This window comes from Nocardia sp. NPDC055002 (genome assembly GCF_053608825.1).
Genome location: NZ_JBSGWE010000001.1, coordinates 1,467,095 through 1,484,735, shown reverse-complemented (window position 1 = coordinate 1,484,735; position 17,641 = coordinate 1,467,095). Strand labels below are relative to the sequence as shown.

At 66.1% G+C, this 17,641-nt stretch carries 17 protein-coding genes; 11 read left to right on the top strand and 6 right to left on the bottom strand.

Going from position 1 to position 17,641, the window contains the following annotated elements:
* Positions 1-41: 41 nt before the first annotated feature.
* Positions 42-380 (top strand): cupin domain-containing protein, encoded by a 339-nt coding sequence (locus ACWF99_RS07005; RefSeq protein ID WP_452535254.1) that lies wholly within the window; start codon positions 42-44, stop codon positions 378-380.
* Between the two features lie 14 nt (positions 381-394).
* On the opposite strand, the gene ACWF99_RS07000 is transcribed toward ACWF99_RS07005, so the two are convergent.
* Entirely contained in the window at positions 395-1,045 is a 651-nt protein-coding gene (locus ACWF99_RS07000; RefSeq protein ID WP_452535252.1) for a TRADD-N-associated membrane domain-containing protein, read from the bottom strand.
* 322 nt (positions 1,046-1,367) lie between these two features.
* Between ACWF99_RS07000 and ACWF99_RS06995 the strand changes: the two genes are divergently transcribed.
* Positions 1,368-2,618: a lipase family protein gene (locus tag ACWF99_RS06995; RefSeq protein WP_452535324.1), complete on the top strand. Its 1,251-nt coding sequence runs from the start codon at positions 1,368-1,370 to the stop codon at positions 2,616-2,618.
* Positions 2,619-2,677: 59 nt separating this feature from the next.
* On the opposite strand, the gene ACWF99_RS06990 is transcribed toward ACWF99_RS06995, so the two are convergent.
* The 3 genes from ACWF99_RS06990 to ACWF99_RS06980 all read right to left on the bottom strand — a co-directional run bounded on the left by ACWF99_RS06990 (position 2,678) and on the right by ACWF99_RS06980 (position 5,029).
* Positions 2,678-3,028, bottom strand: a complete 351-nt coding sequence (locus ACWF99_RS06990) for a histone-like nucleoid-structuring protein Lsr2 (RefSeq protein ID WP_378630144.1) — start codon at positions 3,026-3,028, stop codon at positions 2,678-2,680.
* Between the two features lie 88 nt (positions 3,029-3,116).
* On the bottom strand, positions 3,117-4,091 hold the full coding sequence (locus ACWF99_RS06985; protein ID WP_378630146.1) for an AurF N-oxygenase family protein: 975 nt from the start codon (positions 4,089-4,091) through the stop codon (positions 3,117-3,119).
* Between the two features lie 89 nt (positions 4,092-4,180).
* The gene (locus ACWF99_RS06980) at positions 4,181-5,029 is read right to left on the bottom strand and encodes an SDR family NAD(P)-dependent oxidoreductase (RefSeq protein ID WP_452535250.1); all 849 of its coding nucleotides are present in this window, start codon (positions 5,027-5,029) and stop codon (positions 4,181-4,183) included.
* A 90-nt stretch (positions 5,030-5,119) separates the two neighbouring features.
* Here ACWF99_RS06980 and ACWF99_RS06975 point away from each other — a divergent pair, with 90 nt between their 5' ends.
* From ACWF99_RS06975 to ACWF99_RS06935, 9 genes are all read left to right on the top strand, one after another.
* Positions 5,120-6,061, top strand: coding sequence for an alpha/beta fold hydrolase (locus ACWF99_RS06975; protein WP_452535322.1), 942 nt, complete (start codon positions 5,120-5,122; stop codon positions 6,059-6,061).
* 243 nt (positions 6,062-6,304) lie between these two features.
* Positions 6,305-8,500, top strand: coding sequence for an MMPL family transporter (locus tag ACWF99_RS06970; RefSeq protein ID WP_452535248.1), 2,196 nt, complete (start codon positions 6,305-6,307; stop codon positions 8,498-8,500).
* A 48-nt stretch (positions 8,501-8,548) separates the two neighbouring features.
* Positions 8,549-9,010 carry a VOC family protein gene (locus tag ACWF99_RS06965; protein ID WP_378630152.1) on the top strand — a complete coding sequence of 154 codons (462 nt, stop codon included), beginning with the start codon at positions 8,549-8,551 and terminating at the stop codon, positions 9,008-9,010.
* A gap of 48 nt (positions 9,011-9,058) precedes the next feature.
* The gene (locus ACWF99_RS06960) at positions 9,059-9,571 is read left to right on the top strand and encodes an anthrone oxygenase family protein (RefSeq protein WP_452535246.1); all 513 of its coding nucleotides are present in this window, start codon (positions 9,059-9,061) and stop codon (positions 9,569-9,571) included.
* A gap of 46 nt (positions 9,572-9,617) precedes the next feature.
* Complete coding sequence (locus ACWF99_RS06955) at positions 9,618-10,454, top strand: alpha/beta fold hydrolase (RefSeq protein WP_452535244.1); 837 nt, start codon at positions 9,618-9,620, stop codon at positions 10,452-10,454.
* Between the two features lie 111 nt (positions 10,455-10,565).
* Positions 10,566-11,228 (top strand): hypothetical protein, encoded by a 663-nt coding sequence (locus ACWF99_RS06950; RefSeq protein ID WP_452535242.1) that lies wholly within the window; start codon positions 10,566-10,568, stop codon positions 11,226-11,228.
* 50 nt (positions 11,229-11,278) lie between these two features.
* Positions 11,279-11,944 (top strand): GNAT family N-acetyltransferase, encoded by a 666-nt coding sequence (locus ACWF99_RS06945; RefSeq protein ID WP_378630160.1) that lies wholly within the window; start codon positions 11,279-11,281, stop codon positions 11,942-11,944.
* A 183-nt stretch (positions 11,945-12,127) separates the two neighbouring features.
* Positions 12,128-12,295: a hypothetical protein gene (locus ACWF99_RS06940; RefSeq protein WP_378657025.1), complete on the top strand. Its 168-nt coding sequence runs from the start codon at positions 12,128-12,130 to the stop codon at positions 12,293-12,295.
* 243 nt (positions 12,296-12,538) lie between these two features.
* Complete coding sequence (locus tag ACWF99_RS06935) at positions 12,539-13,810, top strand: PucR family transcriptional regulator (RefSeq protein ID WP_378630163.1); 1,272 nt, start codon at positions 12,539-12,541, stop codon at positions 13,808-13,810.
* On the opposite strand, the gene ACWF99_RS06930 is transcribed toward ACWF99_RS06935, so the two are convergent.
* Positions 13,811-15,364: an acyl-CoA carboxylase subunit beta gene (locus ACWF99_RS06930; RefSeq protein WP_378630165.1), complete on the bottom strand. Its 1,554-nt coding sequence runs from the start codon at positions 15,362-15,364 to the stop codon at positions 13,811-13,813.
* A gap of 139 nt (positions 15,365-15,503) precedes the next feature.
* Positions 15,504-17,249: an FAD-dependent oxidoreductase gene (locus ACWF99_RS06925; RefSeq protein ID WP_452535239.1), complete on the bottom strand. Its 1,746-nt coding sequence runs from the start codon at positions 17,247-17,249 to the stop codon at positions 15,504-15,506.
* Positions 17,250-17,641 lie beyond the last annotated feature (392 nt).

Sequence of the window (17,641 nt, the reverse complement as noted above, 5' to 3'; positions counted from 1 at the left end):
GGCGCTGGATCGGCGCCCCGCGCGGCCCGACGATGATCACCATGACAGTCTCGAGCACCACCGGTTCCGTCTCGATCCCCGCGGCCATCGCCGCCCTGCCCGGCCCGTTCCAGCAGCACGAGCTGGCAACGGTCAACGACACCGTCGTCCGCGTCGCCCGGCTGGCGGGTGAGTTTCCCTGGCACCACCACGACGAAGACGAACTCTTCCTTTGCTGGGACGGCACGTTCCGCATCGAACTGGCAGACCGCGCACCGGTGATCCTGCGACCCGGCGAACTATTCGTGGTGCCCAAAGGAATTCGGCATCGGCCGGTCGCCGACGAGGTCGCGCACGTGCTGTTGATCGAGCGTCCGGAGACCGCGCAGTACGGCAACTGAACGCTGTGGGCACGTCACACCCGCGAAGTCACCGTCCCGGATTCGACGGGCACCGTGCGAAGTAGTTCGGCCACTTCCGTGGGTGTGGCGGACGGAAAGAGCTGCCGCACACCGATCATCGCCAGGAGCCGGTCCTGATCGGCACCGACGCCCATCCGCGACACCACATCGTGGGCGGCGCGGTTGGCCTCGGCGATCTCGTCGGCTTTGCTCAAGCGGGTGAGGTTCTCGCCCACGATCTTGTCGAGGTCGGTGGAACGTTTGTAGAACAGCGCGGTGATCCCGACCGGTACCGCGCCCATGATCGAGGTCGCGGCGGCGGCGTCGCGATTGCCGAACGCCACCATTGACGCCGCGGCGAGGACTACCACCACTCCGCAGCAACCGCTGATCATGTACGCCCAGAAGAACGCCGTGCTCTGCGCCATCGCACTGCGTACCTGGCGAAGGTATTCCTCTGTTCGATGACGCGGCGTCCCGGTGTCGCCGGTGGTCGGGTCCGCTGTTTCCGAGACGCCGGGGGCAGCAGTGTCGCCGGTCATCGTGACTTCGATGGCCCGCTTGCTGATGCGGCGACTGAATGTCGCGGAGAACCACGCTGACACCGCGGCGATCATCGTGGGGATCAGCCCACCCACCCCGATCAAGGCCAAGACTTCGTCCACCGTATTCCCCCGACTCAAGCGCCGACACCCCTGTGAACGTTCACGCGCACTCTACCGCGCGCCGGTTATCCACTCGCACAGGGCGATCGGTGCTCATCGTTCGGCCGTCGGCTTGGTTGCCGGGTCGAAGAGGAACGAGATCCGCTCCATCCTCGGTTTGAATAAGGCCTCTTGTTAGAAACAAGTCATCGTGCTGTAATCAGCGTCACCTAGAAGAGGAGACGCCATGCAGCGCAGCACGGCAGCCACCGTCCGCCCGGGGTGGGGACGCAGGCTCGGAACGAGGTGGGCGGCGGTGCCCTTGGCGGCGGTGTGCCTGGCGATGTCGGGCGTCGGCACCGCCGCCGGTGACCCGTATCCGAGTTTCCCGCCGGATCAGAACCAGCTCCCGCAGCTGCCCGCCGAACCTCAGCTCTACGACATGCTGCCGATCCCGGTGCCCGCCGAGGATCCCTGGTACGACGACCCGGCGGACCTCGATTCCTATTCGCCCGGCCAGATCATCCGTTCCCGAACGGTGCAGACACGCCTGCTCGGCCTACCGTTCCCGGTGCATACCGAACAGCTGCTGTTCCGCAGCAACGACGTGCACGACAACCCGATCGCGACCGCGACCTCGGTGATCGTTCCCGGTATCCCGTGGTCGGGCAGTCCGCGGCCGGTGGTGTCCTTCCAGGAGGCCATCGACGCGACCGACTCGTCGTGCAACCCGTCCTACACATTGCAGACGGGCACGATGAAAGAGGCCGCGCTGGCGGTGTATTGGCTCGCGCAGGGGTTCGCCATCAATGTCGCCGACTTCGACGGCAAGTTCAATACCTTCAACACCTACGACGAAGGCAAAATGGTGCTCGACAGTCTGCGCGCCATGAAGAACTCGGCATTGGGCCTGACGGACTCCGGGATCGCGCTCTACGGGTACTCCGGCGGCGGCTCCGGTTCGATCCGGGCGGCTGAACTCCGCGGGAGCTACGCCCCCGATGTGCGGTTGCTCGGCACCGCGGTGGGTGGATTCCCCGCCGATCTGCGAGCACAGGCCCGGTACGCGATCGCCCAGCAGCCGGGCCTCACCGGCGCCAGTAATTTCACGATGTGGCTCGGGTTCGCCGCGTTGTCGCGGGAATTTCCCGACCAGTTCGACGCGAGGGAATTGCTCACCCCGGAAGGGCAGGCGATCGTGGCGGATATGCGCAGTCGTTGCGTTTACACGATCGCCGCCGCCGGCGCGTACCGGCCGATCAGTGCCTATTTCCAGCCGGGGAAGTCACTCGAAACGGCACCGGGTGTGATGGAGGTTCTCGCAGACCAGAGTCTGGGACACCATATTCCGGACAGCCCGATCTTCTGGTGGCACGGAATCTGGGACGAACTGATCCCGACGTCGGCGGTACTACCGACGGTGAACGACTACTGGAACCGGGGCGCGGATCTGCGGTTCTACACGATGCCGCTGCCGGAACACATCGTCAATGCCGTCGCGGGCTGGCCGCCCGCGGTCGCCTGGACCAGTGCGGTGCTGCGCGGTCTCCCGCCGGGCGAGCGATTCAAAGCCGATATCCCGCTGCCCAACTGAAACGAAAACAGCACGGCGCGCGGAGGGAATGCGCGCCGTGCTGTTTTCGAACCGAAACTTTACGCCGAGGCCTGCTCATAGGCCGAGATTACGTCCGCCGAGATCCTGCCGCGGCTGGACACCGTGTGTCCGTTCTGCGAAGCCCACGCCCGGATCTCGGTGAGATCGTTGCGCCGGGTGGATTCTGCCGCCGGTGCCGCGCCGAGACGACGTGCGGCGCCTGCCTTCGCGCGGCCGGTGCGACGCGCGTACGGAACCCACTGTTCGAACACCTCACGCAACTGTGCCGCGTTGGCATCCGACAGGTCGATTTCGTAGGCCGCCCCATCGATTCCGAATGTGACAGTCGCATCGGCAGCGGACGTGCCATCGAAATCATCGACAAGTGTGACAACGACTTTGCGCGCCATGGGAGTCCTGTTCGTTCGGGTGCCGAGAATTACCGTCGTTGATCTTAGTTGACGACGGTGCGGGTTATTCGCTCGGCATCGGTCGCGATCAGCTCGCCCGGCGTTGCGGCTCACCACGGTAGCGGGTGTAGCCGCCGTCGACTTTCAGTAGCTTCCACAACTGTCGGGTCACCGGGTTCATCATGCCGAGTTCGTCGACCAGCGTTCGGATGTCGCCGAAGAATCCGCTGAGGATCCGACGGGAGGTGGGGCTGCGCCAGAACGCGTCGTCGAATACCTCGTCGGGGATGTCGAACTTGGTGGCGAAGGATTTCGACGGCTTGACCAGTTCGTCGGCCAGCCAGCGCATCGCGATCGGGAACGCCACCGCGCAGACCGCGGTGCGTACCGGGCCCATGCGGGCGATGTGGGTGCGCAGGAACTCGTTGGCGAACGAGATGTGGCGCGCCTCCTCGGCGATATGGATCTGCATGATCCGCAGGAGGGCGGGCTGGGTCTCTTTGTCGGAGCGGATCAGCGCCTTCTGATAGTGATCGATCGGTTCCTCACCGCCGAGGATGCCGATGAACAGAATGGCCCAGAAGTAGCCGCCCGCGACACCGATGAACGGTGACATCACCCGGAACATCGGCCGCATGCCCGGCACATCGTCACCGATGCGATTGACCAGCTCCTGGAACATCTGGATGTGGTTGCACTCCTCGGTCATCTCGTGGAGGCAGTACCGGAATTCGGGGGAGCCGTTGGGCAAGGTCATGGCGTACTGCATCATCCCGCGGATCAGGATGGATTCGAATGCGAGCCCGACCTTGGCCGCGTTGGCTTGTCGCCACCGCCCTATCTCGATCCGGCGCTCCAGCGGCAGGTTCTGATACCAGCTCGTGGCGCCGAGCGGGTCGAGCTCGTCGGAGAGCACCCAGCGAGGATCGTCGCGATCGATCGCCAGTTCCGGTGCGTCCCAGTCGATGTCGAGGTAGGGGTCGAACCGGCGATGGACCGACCCTTCCGACAGTGTGTGCAGGGTTTCGGCGTACTCGGCAGCCGCGGTTTTCGAGAACGTCATTGTTTCTCTCCGTTGTCACCTGGACAGCCATCGAGCGGCTGATCCTCAATGTAAATGTAACGCACTGTCGCAGGTAATTCTAGGGGGATTCAGTCGGCGCGCGGGATGCGTCCGTCGACGTCGGTGAATCCGTAGTCCTCGGCGAGGTCGGCGACTTTCCAGGACTTCCCGGAGCGAGTCGACCGGCCCGGGTCGGCGGCCAGTGCCACCACGGCCCGCCCGGGGAAACGCGGGGTCTCGGCGGTGTCGAGATCGAAGGAGCCCTCGCCGGGCAGGGTCACCCGACGGTGGCCGTGCTCGTCGGCCGGAATCAGTTGCAGCAGTTCGGTATCGACGATTCCCGGCCAGATCGAGACGGCGGTCGCGCCGGTGCCGTTCAGATCGTGGGCGAGATCGGCGGTGAGGCGATCCAGTGCGGTCTTGCCGACGCCGTAGACGGCATTGTGCATGTACCGCCGCGCGCCGGGGGAGGAGACATTGACGATTAGCCCGGCCGACTCGATCAGCAGTGGCGCGGCGAAAACGCTGGCCACGTAGTGCGACCGCACGCCGATTTCGAAGGTCTCGTCCCAGGCCCTGGGCGGCACGTCCCAGAACTTGCGGCCCAGCCAGCGGGCGGCGGCGGGGGAGTTGTAGACGTTGTTGACCAGTACGTCGAGGCGGCCCTGTTCCACGCGGATCCGGGCGAAGAGCCGCTCGACCGCGTCGTCGTCGCGGTGATCGCAGACCGCCGCGACGCCGTGCCCGCCGAACTCGGTGACCATCGCGGCGGTCTCGTGCACGGTGCCGGGCAGTCTGCCCGGCTCGGTGGTGCGCCCGGTGACGTACACGGTCGCGCCTGCCGCGCCCAATTCGAGGGCGATGCCTTTGCCGATGCCGCGACTTGCCCCGGTGACGACCGCGACGCGCCCGGCCAGAATCTTGGGTGTTCCGCTCATGACCTCAGGACACTACCGTCAAACCAGAACACGTTCTAGAAATTGGAGGCGGTAGTGGAGCAGAGATTCCTCGACACGGGCGGAATCCGGATGCATGTCACCGAGCAGGGGCAGGGCTACCCGGTCGTGTTCTGTCACGGCTTTCCGCACACCGGGTTCATCTGGCACCGGCAGATCGCAGCCGTGGCCGAGGCGGGATTCCGGGCTATCGCGCCCGACCTGCGCGGGTACGGCCGAACCGAGGCGCCCGCTGATGTCGCCGCCTATACCAACGCGGCCGTGATCGGCGACCTCCTGGCGCTACTCGATGACATCGGCGCCGAGAAGGCCGTGTTCGTCGGCCTCGATTTCGGTGCCCAACTGGTGTGGGAACTGTCGCTGCGCGCCCCCGAGCGGGTCGAAGCCGTCGTGGTGCTGAACAATCCGTACTCGCCGCGCCCGCCGCGCCCGCCCTCGGCGTTCTGGACCAAGGCCGCCCAGCGGCACTTCCTGCACCTGTCCTACTTCCAGGAACCCGGCGTCGCCGATGTCGAACTCGCCGCGCGGCCGAGGGAATTCCTGTCCCGCGTCTACTTCTCCCTCTCCGGCGACTACCACTATCTCGACACCTGGAAGAACCCGCCGGGTCTGGGTTACCTGGATGTGCTGCCCCAGGCGCCCGCGCTGCCGTGGGCCTGGCTCACGGAGGACGAATTCGACACCCTCGCCGCCGAATTCGAACGGACCGGTTTCACCGGAGGCCTGAACTGGTACCGCAACCTGGATCGCAACTGGGAGCTCACCGAGCCCTTCGCCGACGCCCGGATCGAGGTGCCGACGTACTTCCTCTACGGCGAGAACGACCCCGACATGGAGGGCTTCAGCGGTCGTGACCCCCTCGCCACGCTCCGTGCCAATGTCACCGATCTCCGCGCGGTCGTGGAACTTCCGGGCGCAGGCCACCTCGTGCACCTCGAGCGAACCGACGCGGTCAACGATTTCCTGATCGCCGCGCTGCGGGAAGTCGGTGTCGGTCAGCGCGCGCGGTCGTAGGTCGGGGCGATCTCGCCCAGCTCGCCGACCTCGCGATGCCCGAGCGTCCACCGCTGCCCTGCGATCCCGTTCCGCGGCAACCGATTCTGCTGCGAGGGCGGCACGGCATCGCTCCACGGCATCGCGCTCGGCCGGAAGACGCAAAGTGGCGGTACTTTTGGTGGGCGCACGCCAGGCGGACCACCGGAAAGGATGCGGCCTCTTGGAGATGGCGCTCGGAACCGATGAACGGGCGGCGAGCTAGTGTTCGCGCGCTGGGGTGATCTGATCCATCGATTCCGGTTCGCGGTACTCGGCGTCGTCGTGGCCGCATTGCTGGCGCTCGGCGGATACGGCCTGGGTCTGCACGATGAGCTGAGCTCCGGCGGCATGGACGATCCCGGCTCGGAATCCGCGCTGGCAGGGCGCTTGGCCGACAGCGCGTTCGGTCGCAACCACGACCTCGATGTGGTGGTGCTCTACACCGCGCCGCCCGGCAGGACCGTCGACGATCCCGAGTTCGGCCGCAAGATCGTCGACAACCTCAACAGCCTGCCTCGTGCGTACCCCGGTGCGATCGCCGGCGTCAACGGCGCCTACTGGCCGACGGAAACGGGCCGGGCGAGTGGTTCCCTGTTCGCCACCGGCGACCGCACCCGCGCGGTCGCCGCCGTGGCCATCGTCGGCGACAACGACACCGAGATGCTGCGCAACACCAGAAAGGTGAAGGACGCCTTCGCGATTCCCGGCGTCGATGTGCAGGTGGGCGGCCTGCAACCGGTGGCGGGAACACTCAACGACACCCTGTCCGACGACATCCGGCGGATGGAAGTCCTCGCCTTCCCGGTGGTCGCGCTGCTGCTGTTCTTCATCTTCGGCGGTGTGGTCGCGGCCGCGCTGCCGTTGATCGTGGGTGGGTTGACGATGGCGGGTGCGAGCGGGATCGTGCGCACCTTCACCTACGTCACCGAGGTGAACTCTTTCGTCGCGCCGGTGGTTTCGATGATCGGCGCCGGATTGGCCATCGACTACGGGCTGTTCATCGTGAGCCGCTTCCGTGAGGAACTCGCCGAAGGCTACGACACCGCGTCGGCGGTGCGGCGCACGATGACGACGGCGGGACGCACCGTGGTGTACTCCGCGACGATGATCATCGCCAGCGCGGGCGGCATGCTGTTGTTCCCGCAGGGGTTCCTGAAATCCATCGCCTACGGCGCGATCGCGACCGTGTCGCTGGCGGCGCTCACCGCGATCACCTTGCTGCCCGCGATGCTCGCGATCCTCGGTGCGCGCGTAGATCTGTGGGGCAGCAGACGGCTCCGGCGAACGAAGTCCGCGCACGAGGTGGAGAACGGTTTCTGGGGTCGTAGCACCCAGTGGGTGATGCGGCATCCGGTGAAGGTCGCGGGTGTGCTGTGCGTGGTGCTGGTGCTGCTGATCCTGCCCGCCCGCAACCTCGCCTTCGGTGGCTTCAGCGAACGATATCTACCGCCGGACAACAGCACTCGCGTCGCGCAGGAGCAGATCGACGCGACCTTCCCCGGCCGCCGATCGGATCCGATCGACCTGATCTTCGTCTCCGGCGACAGCGTCGCGATCGGTGCGGCCCTGAAACTGGCCAACCGGGCACCCGGGCTGGCGGCGAAGTTCGAACTGCCGTCGCGCTCGCCGGTGCAGTCCGATGTCTACCGCACCACAACGACGCTCACAGACTCCGATGCGGCCGGTGACACCATCGAATACCTGCGCGGCATCGAACTTCCCGACGGGGTCCAGATGCTCGTCGGCGGTGTCCCCACCATCCAGAAGGACAGCATCGACGCGCTGCTCGAGCGCATCCCGTGGATGATCGCGCTCGTTCTGCTCGTCACCACACTGCTGATGTTCCTGACCTTCGGTTCGCTGATCCTGCCGATCAAGGCCGCGCTCATGAGCGCGCTCGGTCTCGGCTCGACGCTGGGCATCCTCACCTTGATCTTCATCGACGGTCACGGCGCGAGCCTGCTGAACTCCACCCCGCAACCCATCCAGGCCAACATGCTGGTGATGATCATCGCCATCATCTACGGCCTGTCCACCGACTACGAGGTCTTCCTGCTCTCGCGGATGGTCGAAGCGCGGGCCGCGGGTGCCTCCACGACGGAGGCTGTGCGTATCGGCACCGCTCACACCGGCCGCATCATCACCGCCGCCGCCCTGATCCTGCTCGTCGTCACCGGCGCCTTCGCCTTCTCCGACCTTGTCCTGATGCAATACGTCGCTTACGGCATGATCGCCGCGCTCATCATCGACGCCACCGTCCTGCGCATGCTCCTGGTCCCCGCGACGATGAAACTGCTCGGCGACGACTGCTGGTGGGCCCCCACCTGGATGAAGGCCGTCCACGCCAGGTTCGGACTGGGCGAATCACCGTCCTCGGCAACGACAGCGGCAGATTGTCGGACCTCTGACATACGGTGACCGAAGATCTGTCACGCCGTGTGTTCGGTTGCCATGAACGGAGTAATGATGAGCCGCCATATTCAGATCACCTTCGACGCGCACGATCCCGCCGCGCTGTCGACCTTCTGGCGGGATGCGCTGGGGTACGTGCATCCGGGGCCGCCGGGGGTCGAGGTGCCCGCCGGGGTGGATCCGCTCGTTGTGTGGGATCAGTTTCTCGCGCGGATCGGGGTTCCGGCGGAGGAGCGGAACTCGAAATCGGCGATCGAGGATCCGGACGGTCATGGTCCGCGGGTGTTCTTCCAGCGGGTACCCGAGGGCAAGGTCGCGAAGAACCGGGTTCACCTCGATGTGCGGGCGGCGCCCGGGTTGCAGGGGGACGAGCGGATGGCGGCGTTGGAGACCGAGTGCGCGCGACTGGTCGCGCTGGGTGCTAAGCGGGTCGAGCGCTTCGAGCCCGAGCCGCCGATGAGTGCCGGGTGGATCGTGTTGGCCGACCCCGAAGGCAACGAGTTCTGCCTCGATTAAATTTGACACTCTTGTCAGAGTTAGCGGCGGGCGGCTAACTTCGACCTCATGAAACACGCTCCGATACGCGCACTGGCCCTGCTCACCACCGGTCTTCTCGCCGGTGCGTTCGGCTACGGTGCCGCGAATCTGGTCCCGACTTTTCATCGGGTCCCGCTGCAGATGCGCCTGGAATTCCACACCGAGCTCATGCAGAACAACAGCATCAGCATGCAACTCACCATGGCCGCCGCCGCGCTGAGTTGCCTCGTCCTGGCCGTCGTGCAGGCGGGCAGGGACCGGGTGCTCGCCGCGGCGGCCGCGCTACTCGTCGTCGGATCGTTCCTCATCACCAGGCTCGGCAACGTGCCGATCAACCACAAGATCAACGCCTGGGCTGTCGACGGGGCGCCCGCCGATTACGCCGACATCCTCGCGCGGTGGGATCTGTTCCACTTCCTGCGGACCGGGACAGCGCTGGCCGCGTTCGCGCTGATCATCGGCCTGGTGGTGTGGCGTGCCGAGGAGCAGAAGCGAGAGTTTCGCCGTGCGGACGAGGGGGTCGGCGCTACCGTGGGTTGACCACGACGACGTGGTCACGTGGCTGCCATCGGAAGGAAGCCCCGCGATGCGGTATTTCGACTTTCGCGGAACGTCGATCGCCTATGACGAGGCGGGTGCGGGCCCCCCGATCGTCTTCCTGCACAACCTCGGCGGCGACCGCCACATCTGGCGCGCGCAAGTCGATGCGCTGCGGCAGACGCATCGGGTCTTCGCGATCGACCTCATCGGCTACGGCGATTCCGGCGCTCCCGACGACGGATACACCGTCGAGAACTATCTGGCCATGGTCACCGCGTTCTTCGAGGAGCAGGATCTGCGCGATGTGACGCTGGTCGGCCACTGTTTCGGCAGCGCGCTGTCGCTGCTCTACACGCAGCGCAATCCCGACCGGGTGCGGTCACTGGTGCTGAGCAGCCCGCTGACCCCGGCCACGCTGCGGCCGACCCGCACCGCATGGGCGGCCCGACTGGGTCGGCGCGTGCACATCGACTCACTGCTTGCCCGCGTCCGCATTCCCGGCCCGCTGGCGGGACTGATCGTGGCAGAACAGCTGGGTTCGGAGAAAGCGCCGCACGCGACGGACATCGTCGCGCACTTGCGCGAGAGCTGGACCGAACCCCGCCGGCTGATGGTCACCGCCGCGATCTCCCGGGAGATCCCGCGGCTCGGCGAACTGGACGAGTTCGTGCCGCCCCACGACTTTCCGCCCATCACCACGGTCTGGGGCAGCCGCAATCGAGTGCTGTGCGCTCGCGCCGGCGCCACGCTGAACCGCACGTTGGCGCCGTCGCGGGCGATCGTCGTCGAGGGCGCGGGGCACCTGGTGATGGTCGAGGCGCCCGATCAGGTCACCGCCGCGGTGCGCGCCGCGACGACGGGCGCCCGCGTCGTCGATTCCTAGTACGAACGGATCACCGCCGGGCGCGAATTCCACGCCACCGCGACATGCGGCGGAGCGGGCGCTGTTGCTCGGTGAACCGAACTTGTCGGTGCGCGAAGTTAGTCTGCTCTCATGGACGGACCGGACTCTGCGCTACGCCGCTTGACCCGCGAGGCAGGAAAGCTGTTGCGGCCCTATGGCTTTCACGGAACGGAAGCATCCTGGACCCAGGTCGCCGAAGGCGGGGTCGCCTCGATCCGCCGCACTCGCGTCCAGCGGACCTGGACAGACGGTCAGCAGGCGCTCGGATTCGGCCTCGAGCTCAGCGCGACGCCGACCGCCTGGTGGGAATTCTGCGCATGGCGTGACGCTGCGCGCGACCTCCCGCCCGCGGCGCTCGAACAAGCCACCGGGCCCGGAGTGATCGACAACCACGGCCTGAGCGCGGAGCTGACCGAGTTGTGGTGGCTGCGTGTCGATCCGGCCCACCGGGAGCGGCCCGCACTCCAGGCCGACGTCGACGCCGTACGCGCCGACTTGCCGGTGCGCGTCCATGCCTACGCGCGCCGGGCACTGCGATTGCTCGAACCGGACGCCTATCTGGACGAACTGCTGGCGGACCCGAATCCGCGGCCTGCCGTGCTGGAGGCGATCATCGTTCTGCTCGCCGAACACGGACCCGGACCGCGACTCGACGATGCGGTGAACCAGTTCCGATCATCGGTCGCCGACCCGAACGAGTCGGGCGCCGAGGACGTCATCGCCTACCTGCGCGGCCGAGCCGTCCCCGTCTGAGCGCCCTGCTCGGGCAGCCGGACGGACGGCTCGCCATTATCATTCCGCCCGTGGGAGATGCGGTACAGGACGATGCCCGGCGGATTCGCCCCGGCAACCGGAAAGACTTCGGTGTCGCCGCCGAACTCCTGGCGGCGGCGTTGGCGGAGGATCCGGCGACCTTGTGGCTGCACCCGAAGCAATCCAGCCGCAGAACCCGGCTCGTCCGATCGTTTCGATTCTCGCTCGATGACGCACGCGATTGCAGCGACGGCGTCGACCTCGCGCTCGACAGCACCGGCGCGATCGTCGGCGTCGCGGTATGGCTGGCCACCTTTCATATCCTGCCGCGAGCGACGCTGGGTCGACAGCTGAGATCGATCCACACCTACGGTTCGCATGCCGGACGTGCCAGCGCTGGTGCGCGCGCGACCTACGCGGCCGGTGTGCAGGAGCAGCATTGGCACTTGCTGGCCGTCGGTGTCTCCGCGGCGGCGCGTGGACACGGACACGGACGGGATCTGATCGCGGCGGGAATGTACCGAGCTGCCGCAGACGGTGTCCCCGTGCACCTGGAAACGACGAATCCCCACAACCTGTCCTTCTATGAACGCCTCGGATTCGAGACGACCGGGGTGCTCGACCTTCCGGGTGGTGGCCCGCGCAGATGGCTCATGCGTCAAGTGCCGCAACCGATCCCGAATCCCGCCCGGGACAGGCGGCCACGCAATACCTGAAGGTGCCACGAAACGCGAGACGTTCGCGATGGAAATTGTTGTGGAAATCCATGACAATTCCGCGGAAAGGGAATTGGAACGTCAAAACCTGTGCACGGTGATAGCGGTTTGCATGGTGACCGTGATCTGATCGAGATGTCCCGAAGCTGGGATGCTTCACAGAGTGCAAATAAGGATGACCGTATGAACTCCAGAATTTCCCGTCCGCTCGCCGTCGCCGCGATCGTGCTGTCCGCCGGTGCGATCGGCGCAGGCACCGCCACGGCCGCGGCGCCTGCGCCCGTCTCGGGTTCGGTGGAAGTGTGTGTCCCCCTTCCGCTCCCGGTGCTCGAGGTCAGCTTCTGCCTGTAACCGACTGACACGGCTAAATGCGGCGGTGACGACACCGTTCACGGAGTGAAGATGTGCGCGGCTCCGGTTCGGATCCGCCACCGCCGCGTCGTTGTGGACCCGCAGGCCCGCGGGTTTGTTTGTCGGAAAGCATCATTGATCCAGCCTTCTCTTACTCTTTGTCACAAGTGAAGGTTGGACGGGGGATTGTCGTTCACGGTAGTTTGGGGGCTTGCCCAGTGATCTGGGTGGGAAGGATTCATCATGGCTGGCGCAACTTCCATCGAGCCGTTCCTGACCGTTTCGGGGCGGCCCGTGTCGAACCCCTTGAAGGATGTGCGGACGATATCCCGCCAGATGGTGGTGCATTTCATCGAGAATGTCGTGCCGTGCGGCACGCTGCCCGGCGAAGCGCTCGACGGAGACGTCACCACGGTGACCCGCGTCTGTCTCGAGCTGACCAGGAGCATGCTCGACGGCCGCGATATCCCGGGACGGGTCGAGCGAGTACAGGCCGCCGCCGCCGATTGGGCGCGCGAGGGAATCCCGATCGACACCATTCACGACGCCGTGCACGAGGGCTTCAAACTCGGCTTCGATCTCGTCATCACCAATGTCACCAATCATGACTACGACACCGTGGTCGGGGTGGCTCGGCGGCTGATGGACGCCCAGAAGATGATCACCTCGGCGGTCTCGGTGGCCTACGTCCGCGAATTGCGATCGGTGGACAGCGAGCATCACACCGCGGTGCACACCCTCACCTCGGCGCTGCTCGGCGGCCAGAACACCTCGACGATGGCGCGCGAATGCGGCATCGAGGTCGCCGATCGCTATCACGTGATGGCACTGGAACTACCGCCGCACGCGGAGGAATTCGATCCCACCCTCGACGCCAAAGTCGTCGCCCGACGCAAATTGCGCCGCGTGCAGGCAGAACTGGCGGACCGCTGTGAAGGGAAGGTGCTGTCGCTGTTGAGCGTGGACGGCGGCACTCTGCTGTTGCCCGCGCACGAATTCACCCAGGTGGAATTGGATGAGCTGATCGTGCACCTGTCCGCCGCGGCGCAGGTGCCGGTGCGTGCGGTGGCGACGTCGGCGACGCCGCCCGAAATCCCGCACGCCGCTGAGCAAGTCCATGAACTCGTCGAAATCGTGCATCGATTCGGTGGTCCGAGCAAGGTATATCGTCCGCACGAATTGGCCTTCGAATATCAGCTGACCCGGCCGGGCCCCGCGCGCGACTATCTGAGTTCCATCGTCGATTCCCTCGAAGCGCATCCGGAACTACTACGCACGCTCGAGGTGTACATGTCCACGAATATGCAGCGGGCGCGGACCGCTCGCATGATGTTCATCCACACGAACACCGTCGATTACCGATTGAAAAGGATCGGCCAGATGACCGGGTTCGACCTCAACGACGTGTCCGGTCTGTGTCATCTGCGCGCCGCTCTGTTGATCCGGGCCCACCGTGGGTCCGGATCAACAGAGCTCTATCGAAGCCCGAGCGAAACCAGTTCGCGCGCAGGCTGATCACATGGGATAGAGCGGGTGCTTACGCGGGTTGAACTCCGGCTTGACCGGCGGCTTGTCGCGCAGCAGGCGCAGTGCGTGCCGGATCTCGAGGCGGGTGCGTGAGGGCTCGATCACCGCGTCGATGTAGCCGCGCTCGGCGGCGACCCACGGGGTGGCGATGGTCTCGTTGTACTGGTTGATCATGAAATCGCGCGCCGCGGCGCGGTGTTCCTCGGGGACAGCGGCCAATTGGCGTTTGGCGGCGAGGTCGACCGCACTTTCGGCGCCGATCACGGCGATCCGGGCGGTCGGCCAGGCGAAGCTCACGTCGGCACCGACCTGACGGCAGCCCATCATTCCGTAGGCGCCGCCATAGGACTTGCGCACCACCAGGCTGATGATCGGTACTGTCGCCTCGATGATCGCCCGCGGCATCCGGCCGCCCCGGATGATCACGCCCGCGTCTTCCTGATCGAGGCCGGGCAGCACGCCGGGAGTATCGGTGACGAAGATCAGCGGGATGTTGAAGGCGTTGCACAGCCGGATGAAGTAGGTGCCCTTGTCGGAGCACGCGGCGTCGACGGACCCGCCGAGGACCAGTGGCTGATTGGCGATCACGCCGACCGGGTAGCCGTCGACCCTGGCGAACCCGGTGATCAGGTTCGGGGCGAAAGCCGCTCGGATCTCATGGAATTCACCATCGTCGAACAGGCGCAACAGGACGTCGTGCATGTCGTACCCCGCACGATCGGAATCCGGGATGATCGTCTCGAGTTCCAGGTCGTAGGCGGTGATGTCGGGTTCCAGGCCGGGATTGACGACCGGCGGCTGTTCGAGGCAGCTCGACGGCATGTAGCTGAGGTAGTTGCGGGCCCAGTCGAAGGCTTCCTGCTCGTTGTCCGCGACGTGATGCAGGGTGCCACGTTTGGCCTGCACCTCCGCGCCGCCGAGCGCCTCGGCGCTGATGTCCTCACCGTTGACGGCCTTGATCACGTCGGGCCCGGTGACGAACATGTAGGTGTCCTTCGTGCCGACGAGCACGTCGGTATTGATCGGCCCGTAGACCGAGCCCGCCGCGCATTTGCCGAGCATGATCGACACCTGCGGCACATAGCCCGACAGCTTCTCCAGAACCCGGGTCATATCGCCGAACGAGGCGAGCGAACCGGCCGCGTCCTGAACCCGTGCGCCGGGGGACTCGTTGATCGTCACCACCGGGCACCCGTTGTCGAACGCGAGTTTCAGCGCCTGCATGAACTTGCGCGCCGCCGTGATACCGACCGACCCGCCGTACACGGTCGGATCATGAGCGATCACGATCACTGTCCGGCCGTGGATCAGCCCACGACCGGTCACCAGTCCGTCACCGTAGAGGGCATCAGGCTGTCCGGGCTGTCGTGCCAGCGCTCCGATTTCGATGAATGTCCCAGGGTCGAGCAGCATGTTCATCCGCTCGCGAACGCTCGGAACGCCCTTCTTCGCTCGCTTGGCTACGGCGGCCTCACCTGCTGGTTCCGCGGCGATCGCCAGAATCTCGGCCAGCCCGTCGAGCTTCGCCTTGGTACTTACCACGCTTACTGCCACCTTCCAACCAACTCAAATGCTGTGCGCGACGGTAGTCGAATCACGGTGCGGCAGCGCGATAAGCGGGGGAGGCGGGAGAGGTCACAAAGTCTCGGTCGGCGATCTCATCGCATTCTCTACACCGAGCTCAGCGGTCGTCGTGGGTGGACGCGGTGACCGGCCAGATCGGCAGGCGAAGGGCGGCGGTCGCGGTGGCGGGAACGACGGGGTTGTTCGGTGCCACCGCGGCGATCCGCTCGTACGGAACGCCCATCGCCGGGCGCGGATCCGGTTCGCCCTTGTTGGGCCACAGCGCGGCCGCGCGTTCGGCCTGGGCGGCGATCGTCAGTGACGGATTGACACCGAGGTTGGCCGAGATCGCCGAACCGTCGACGACGCTGAGACCGGGGTAGCCGTGGACCCGGTGATAGGGGTCGATGACGCCGTCGCTCGCATCGGTGCCGATCACGCAACCGCCGATGAAGTGCGCGGTCATCGGGACGTTGAACACATCGGGCCAGGTACTGCCCGGTGTGGCACCGAGTTTCGCGGCGACGTGCCGGGTCGCCTCGTGCCCGGGCGGAATCCACGACGGGTTGGGTTCGCCGAAACCCTGCTTGCTGGTGAACCGGCGGCCGAACACCCCGCGCCGGGTGTAGGTGGTGATCGAATTGTCCAGACTCTGCATCACCAGCAGCACCAGCGTGCGCTCGCTCCACCGGTTGGTGCGCAGCAGCCGCACGGTCTGCACCGGGTGTCGCCCGGCGATGAGCAGCACCCGCGACCATCGCGGCAGGCGCTGATCGCCGTCGACCAGATAGGTGTTGAGCAATCCCATGGCATTGGATCCCTTGCCGTAGCGCACGGGTTCGACATGGGTGTTCGGTGTGGGATGGAACGAGGACGTGATCGCCACGCCCTTGGTGATGTCGACGGCGGGGTCGACCTCGGTGCGTCCGGCGCCGAGGATGGCCTCGGAGTTGGTGCGGGTGAGCACACCCAGTCGCGGCGAGATCCCGGGAAGCACCTTGGTGTCACGCATGCGGAACAGCAGGTGCTGGGTGCCCCAGGTGCCCGCGGCCAGGACGACATGTCGCGCCGATCGGGTGGCACGGTGTTTGCGGATCCACTTCCCGGTGCGTTCGGTGTCGACCAGCCAGCTGCCGTCGGGTTGGGGCCGGATCGCGGTCACCGTGGTCATCGGCGAGACCACGGCGCCGGCCTGCTCCGCCAACCCGAGGTAGTTCTTGACGAGGGTGTTCTTGGCGCCGTGACGGCAGCCGGTCATGCATTCCCCGCACTCGATGCAGCCGGTGCGCTCGGGACCGACGCCGCCGAAGTACGGGTCGGCGGCGGTCCGGCCGGGTTCGCCGAAGTACACCCCGACCGGGGTCGGCACGAAGGTGTCACCGACTCCCATCTCGTGGGCCACCGACTCGATGATCGTGTCGGCCGGCGTCATGTGCGGATTGCGTACAACGCCGAGCATGCGGCGGGCCTGGTCGTAATGGGGGCTGAGCTCGGCGTCCCAGTCGGTGATATCGGCCCACTGCCGGTCGCCGAAGAACGCCGATCCCGGTTTGTAGAGGGTGTTGGCGTAGTTGAGCGAACCACCGCCGACCCCGGCGCCTGCCAGGATGAAGCAGTCGCGCAGGCGGTGAATGCGCTGGATGCCGTAGCAACCCAACCGTGGGGCCCACAGATACCGGCGCAGATCCCAGTTGGTCGCGGCGAAGTCCGCGTCCGCGAACCGGCGACCGGCCTCGAGGACACCCACGGTGTATCCCTTTTCCACCAGGCGCAGGGCGGTGACGCTGCCACCGAACCCGGATCCGACGATCAAGACGTCGTAGTCATAGGAGGGGGCGGCGTTGCCGGGAGAGTCTGCTGACACGGACCCGACGGTAGAAGCCCGCGTGCCGAAGCGACCGATTCGGCGCGCCGACTGGCAGAACTCACGATCTCGGGCGCGGAGTTATGGCACGGATGACAGTCGAAGGTCCGCCCGCGTCCCGCACCTGGTGGGACGGGTGGAAGTTCACCTCGAATATGTTGTAGGTCAACATGATTGATAGGATTTCGAAGTGAGTGGATGGTCCGGGACCGCAGACCTTGGCCGTCCACTCACTCGGGGGAGATACTTGTTCAACCAGCGGGCATCGCGACGCCCGCCGGCGGTCATCTGAGCGCCTTCGGCCGCTCGCGTTCGTCGGGTTGTATGGTGCTCGGCGGCCGCTCGTGCCTTGGCTACGTGCCGGTAACCCGCGCACGGTGCTTGTATATGGG

Bases quoted from the DNA above. Each gene is read 5' to 3' on its own strand.
- ACWF99_RS07005 (WP_452535254.1), top strand. From the start codon at position 42: ATGACAGTCTCGAGCACCACCGGTTCCGTCTCGATCCCCGCGGCCATC.
- ACWF99_RS06995 (WP_452535324.1), top strand. From the start codon at position 1,368: ATGTCGGGCGTCGGCACCGCCGCCGGTGACCCGTATCCGAGTTTCCCG.
- ACWF99_RS06990 (WP_378630144.1), bottom strand. From the start codon at position 3,028: ATGGCGCGCAAAGTCGTTGTCACACTTGTCGATGATTTCGATGGCACG.
- ACWF99_RS06985 (WP_378630146.1), bottom strand. From the start codon at position 4,091: ATGACGTTCTCGAAAACCGCGGCTGCCGAGTACGCCGAAACCCTGCAC.
- ACWF99_RS06980 (WP_452535250.1), bottom strand. From the start codon at position 5,029: ATGAGCGGAACACCCAAGATTCTGGCCGGGCGCGTCGCGGTCGTCACC.
- ACWF99_RS06975 (WP_452535322.1), top strand. From the start codon at position 5,120: ATGCATGTCACCGAGCAGGGGCAGGGCTACCCGGTCGTGTTCTGTCAC.
- ACWF99_RS06965 (WP_378630152.1), top strand. From the start codon at position 8,549: ATGAGCCGCCATATTCAGATCACCTTCGACGCGCACGATCCCGCCGCG.
- ACWF99_RS06960 (WP_452535246.1), top strand. From the start codon at position 9,059: ATGAAACACGCTCCGATACGCGCACTGGCCCTGCTCACCACCGGTCTT.
- ACWF99_RS06955 (WP_452535244.1), top strand. From the start codon at position 9,618: ATGCGGTATTTCGACTTTCGCGGAACGTCGATCGCCTATGACGAGGCG.
- ACWF99_RS06950 (WP_452535242.1), top strand. From the start codon at position 10,566: ATGGACGGACCGGACTCTGCGCTACGCCGCTTGACCCGCGAGGCAGGA.
- ACWF99_RS06940 (WP_378657025.1), top strand. From the start codon at position 12,128: ATGAACTCCAGAATTTCCCGTCCGCTCGCCGTCGCCGCGATCGTGCTG.
- ACWF99_RS06935 (WP_378630163.1), top strand. From the start codon at position 12,539: ATGGCTGGCGCAACTTCCATCGAGCCGTTCCTGACCGTTTCGGGGCGG.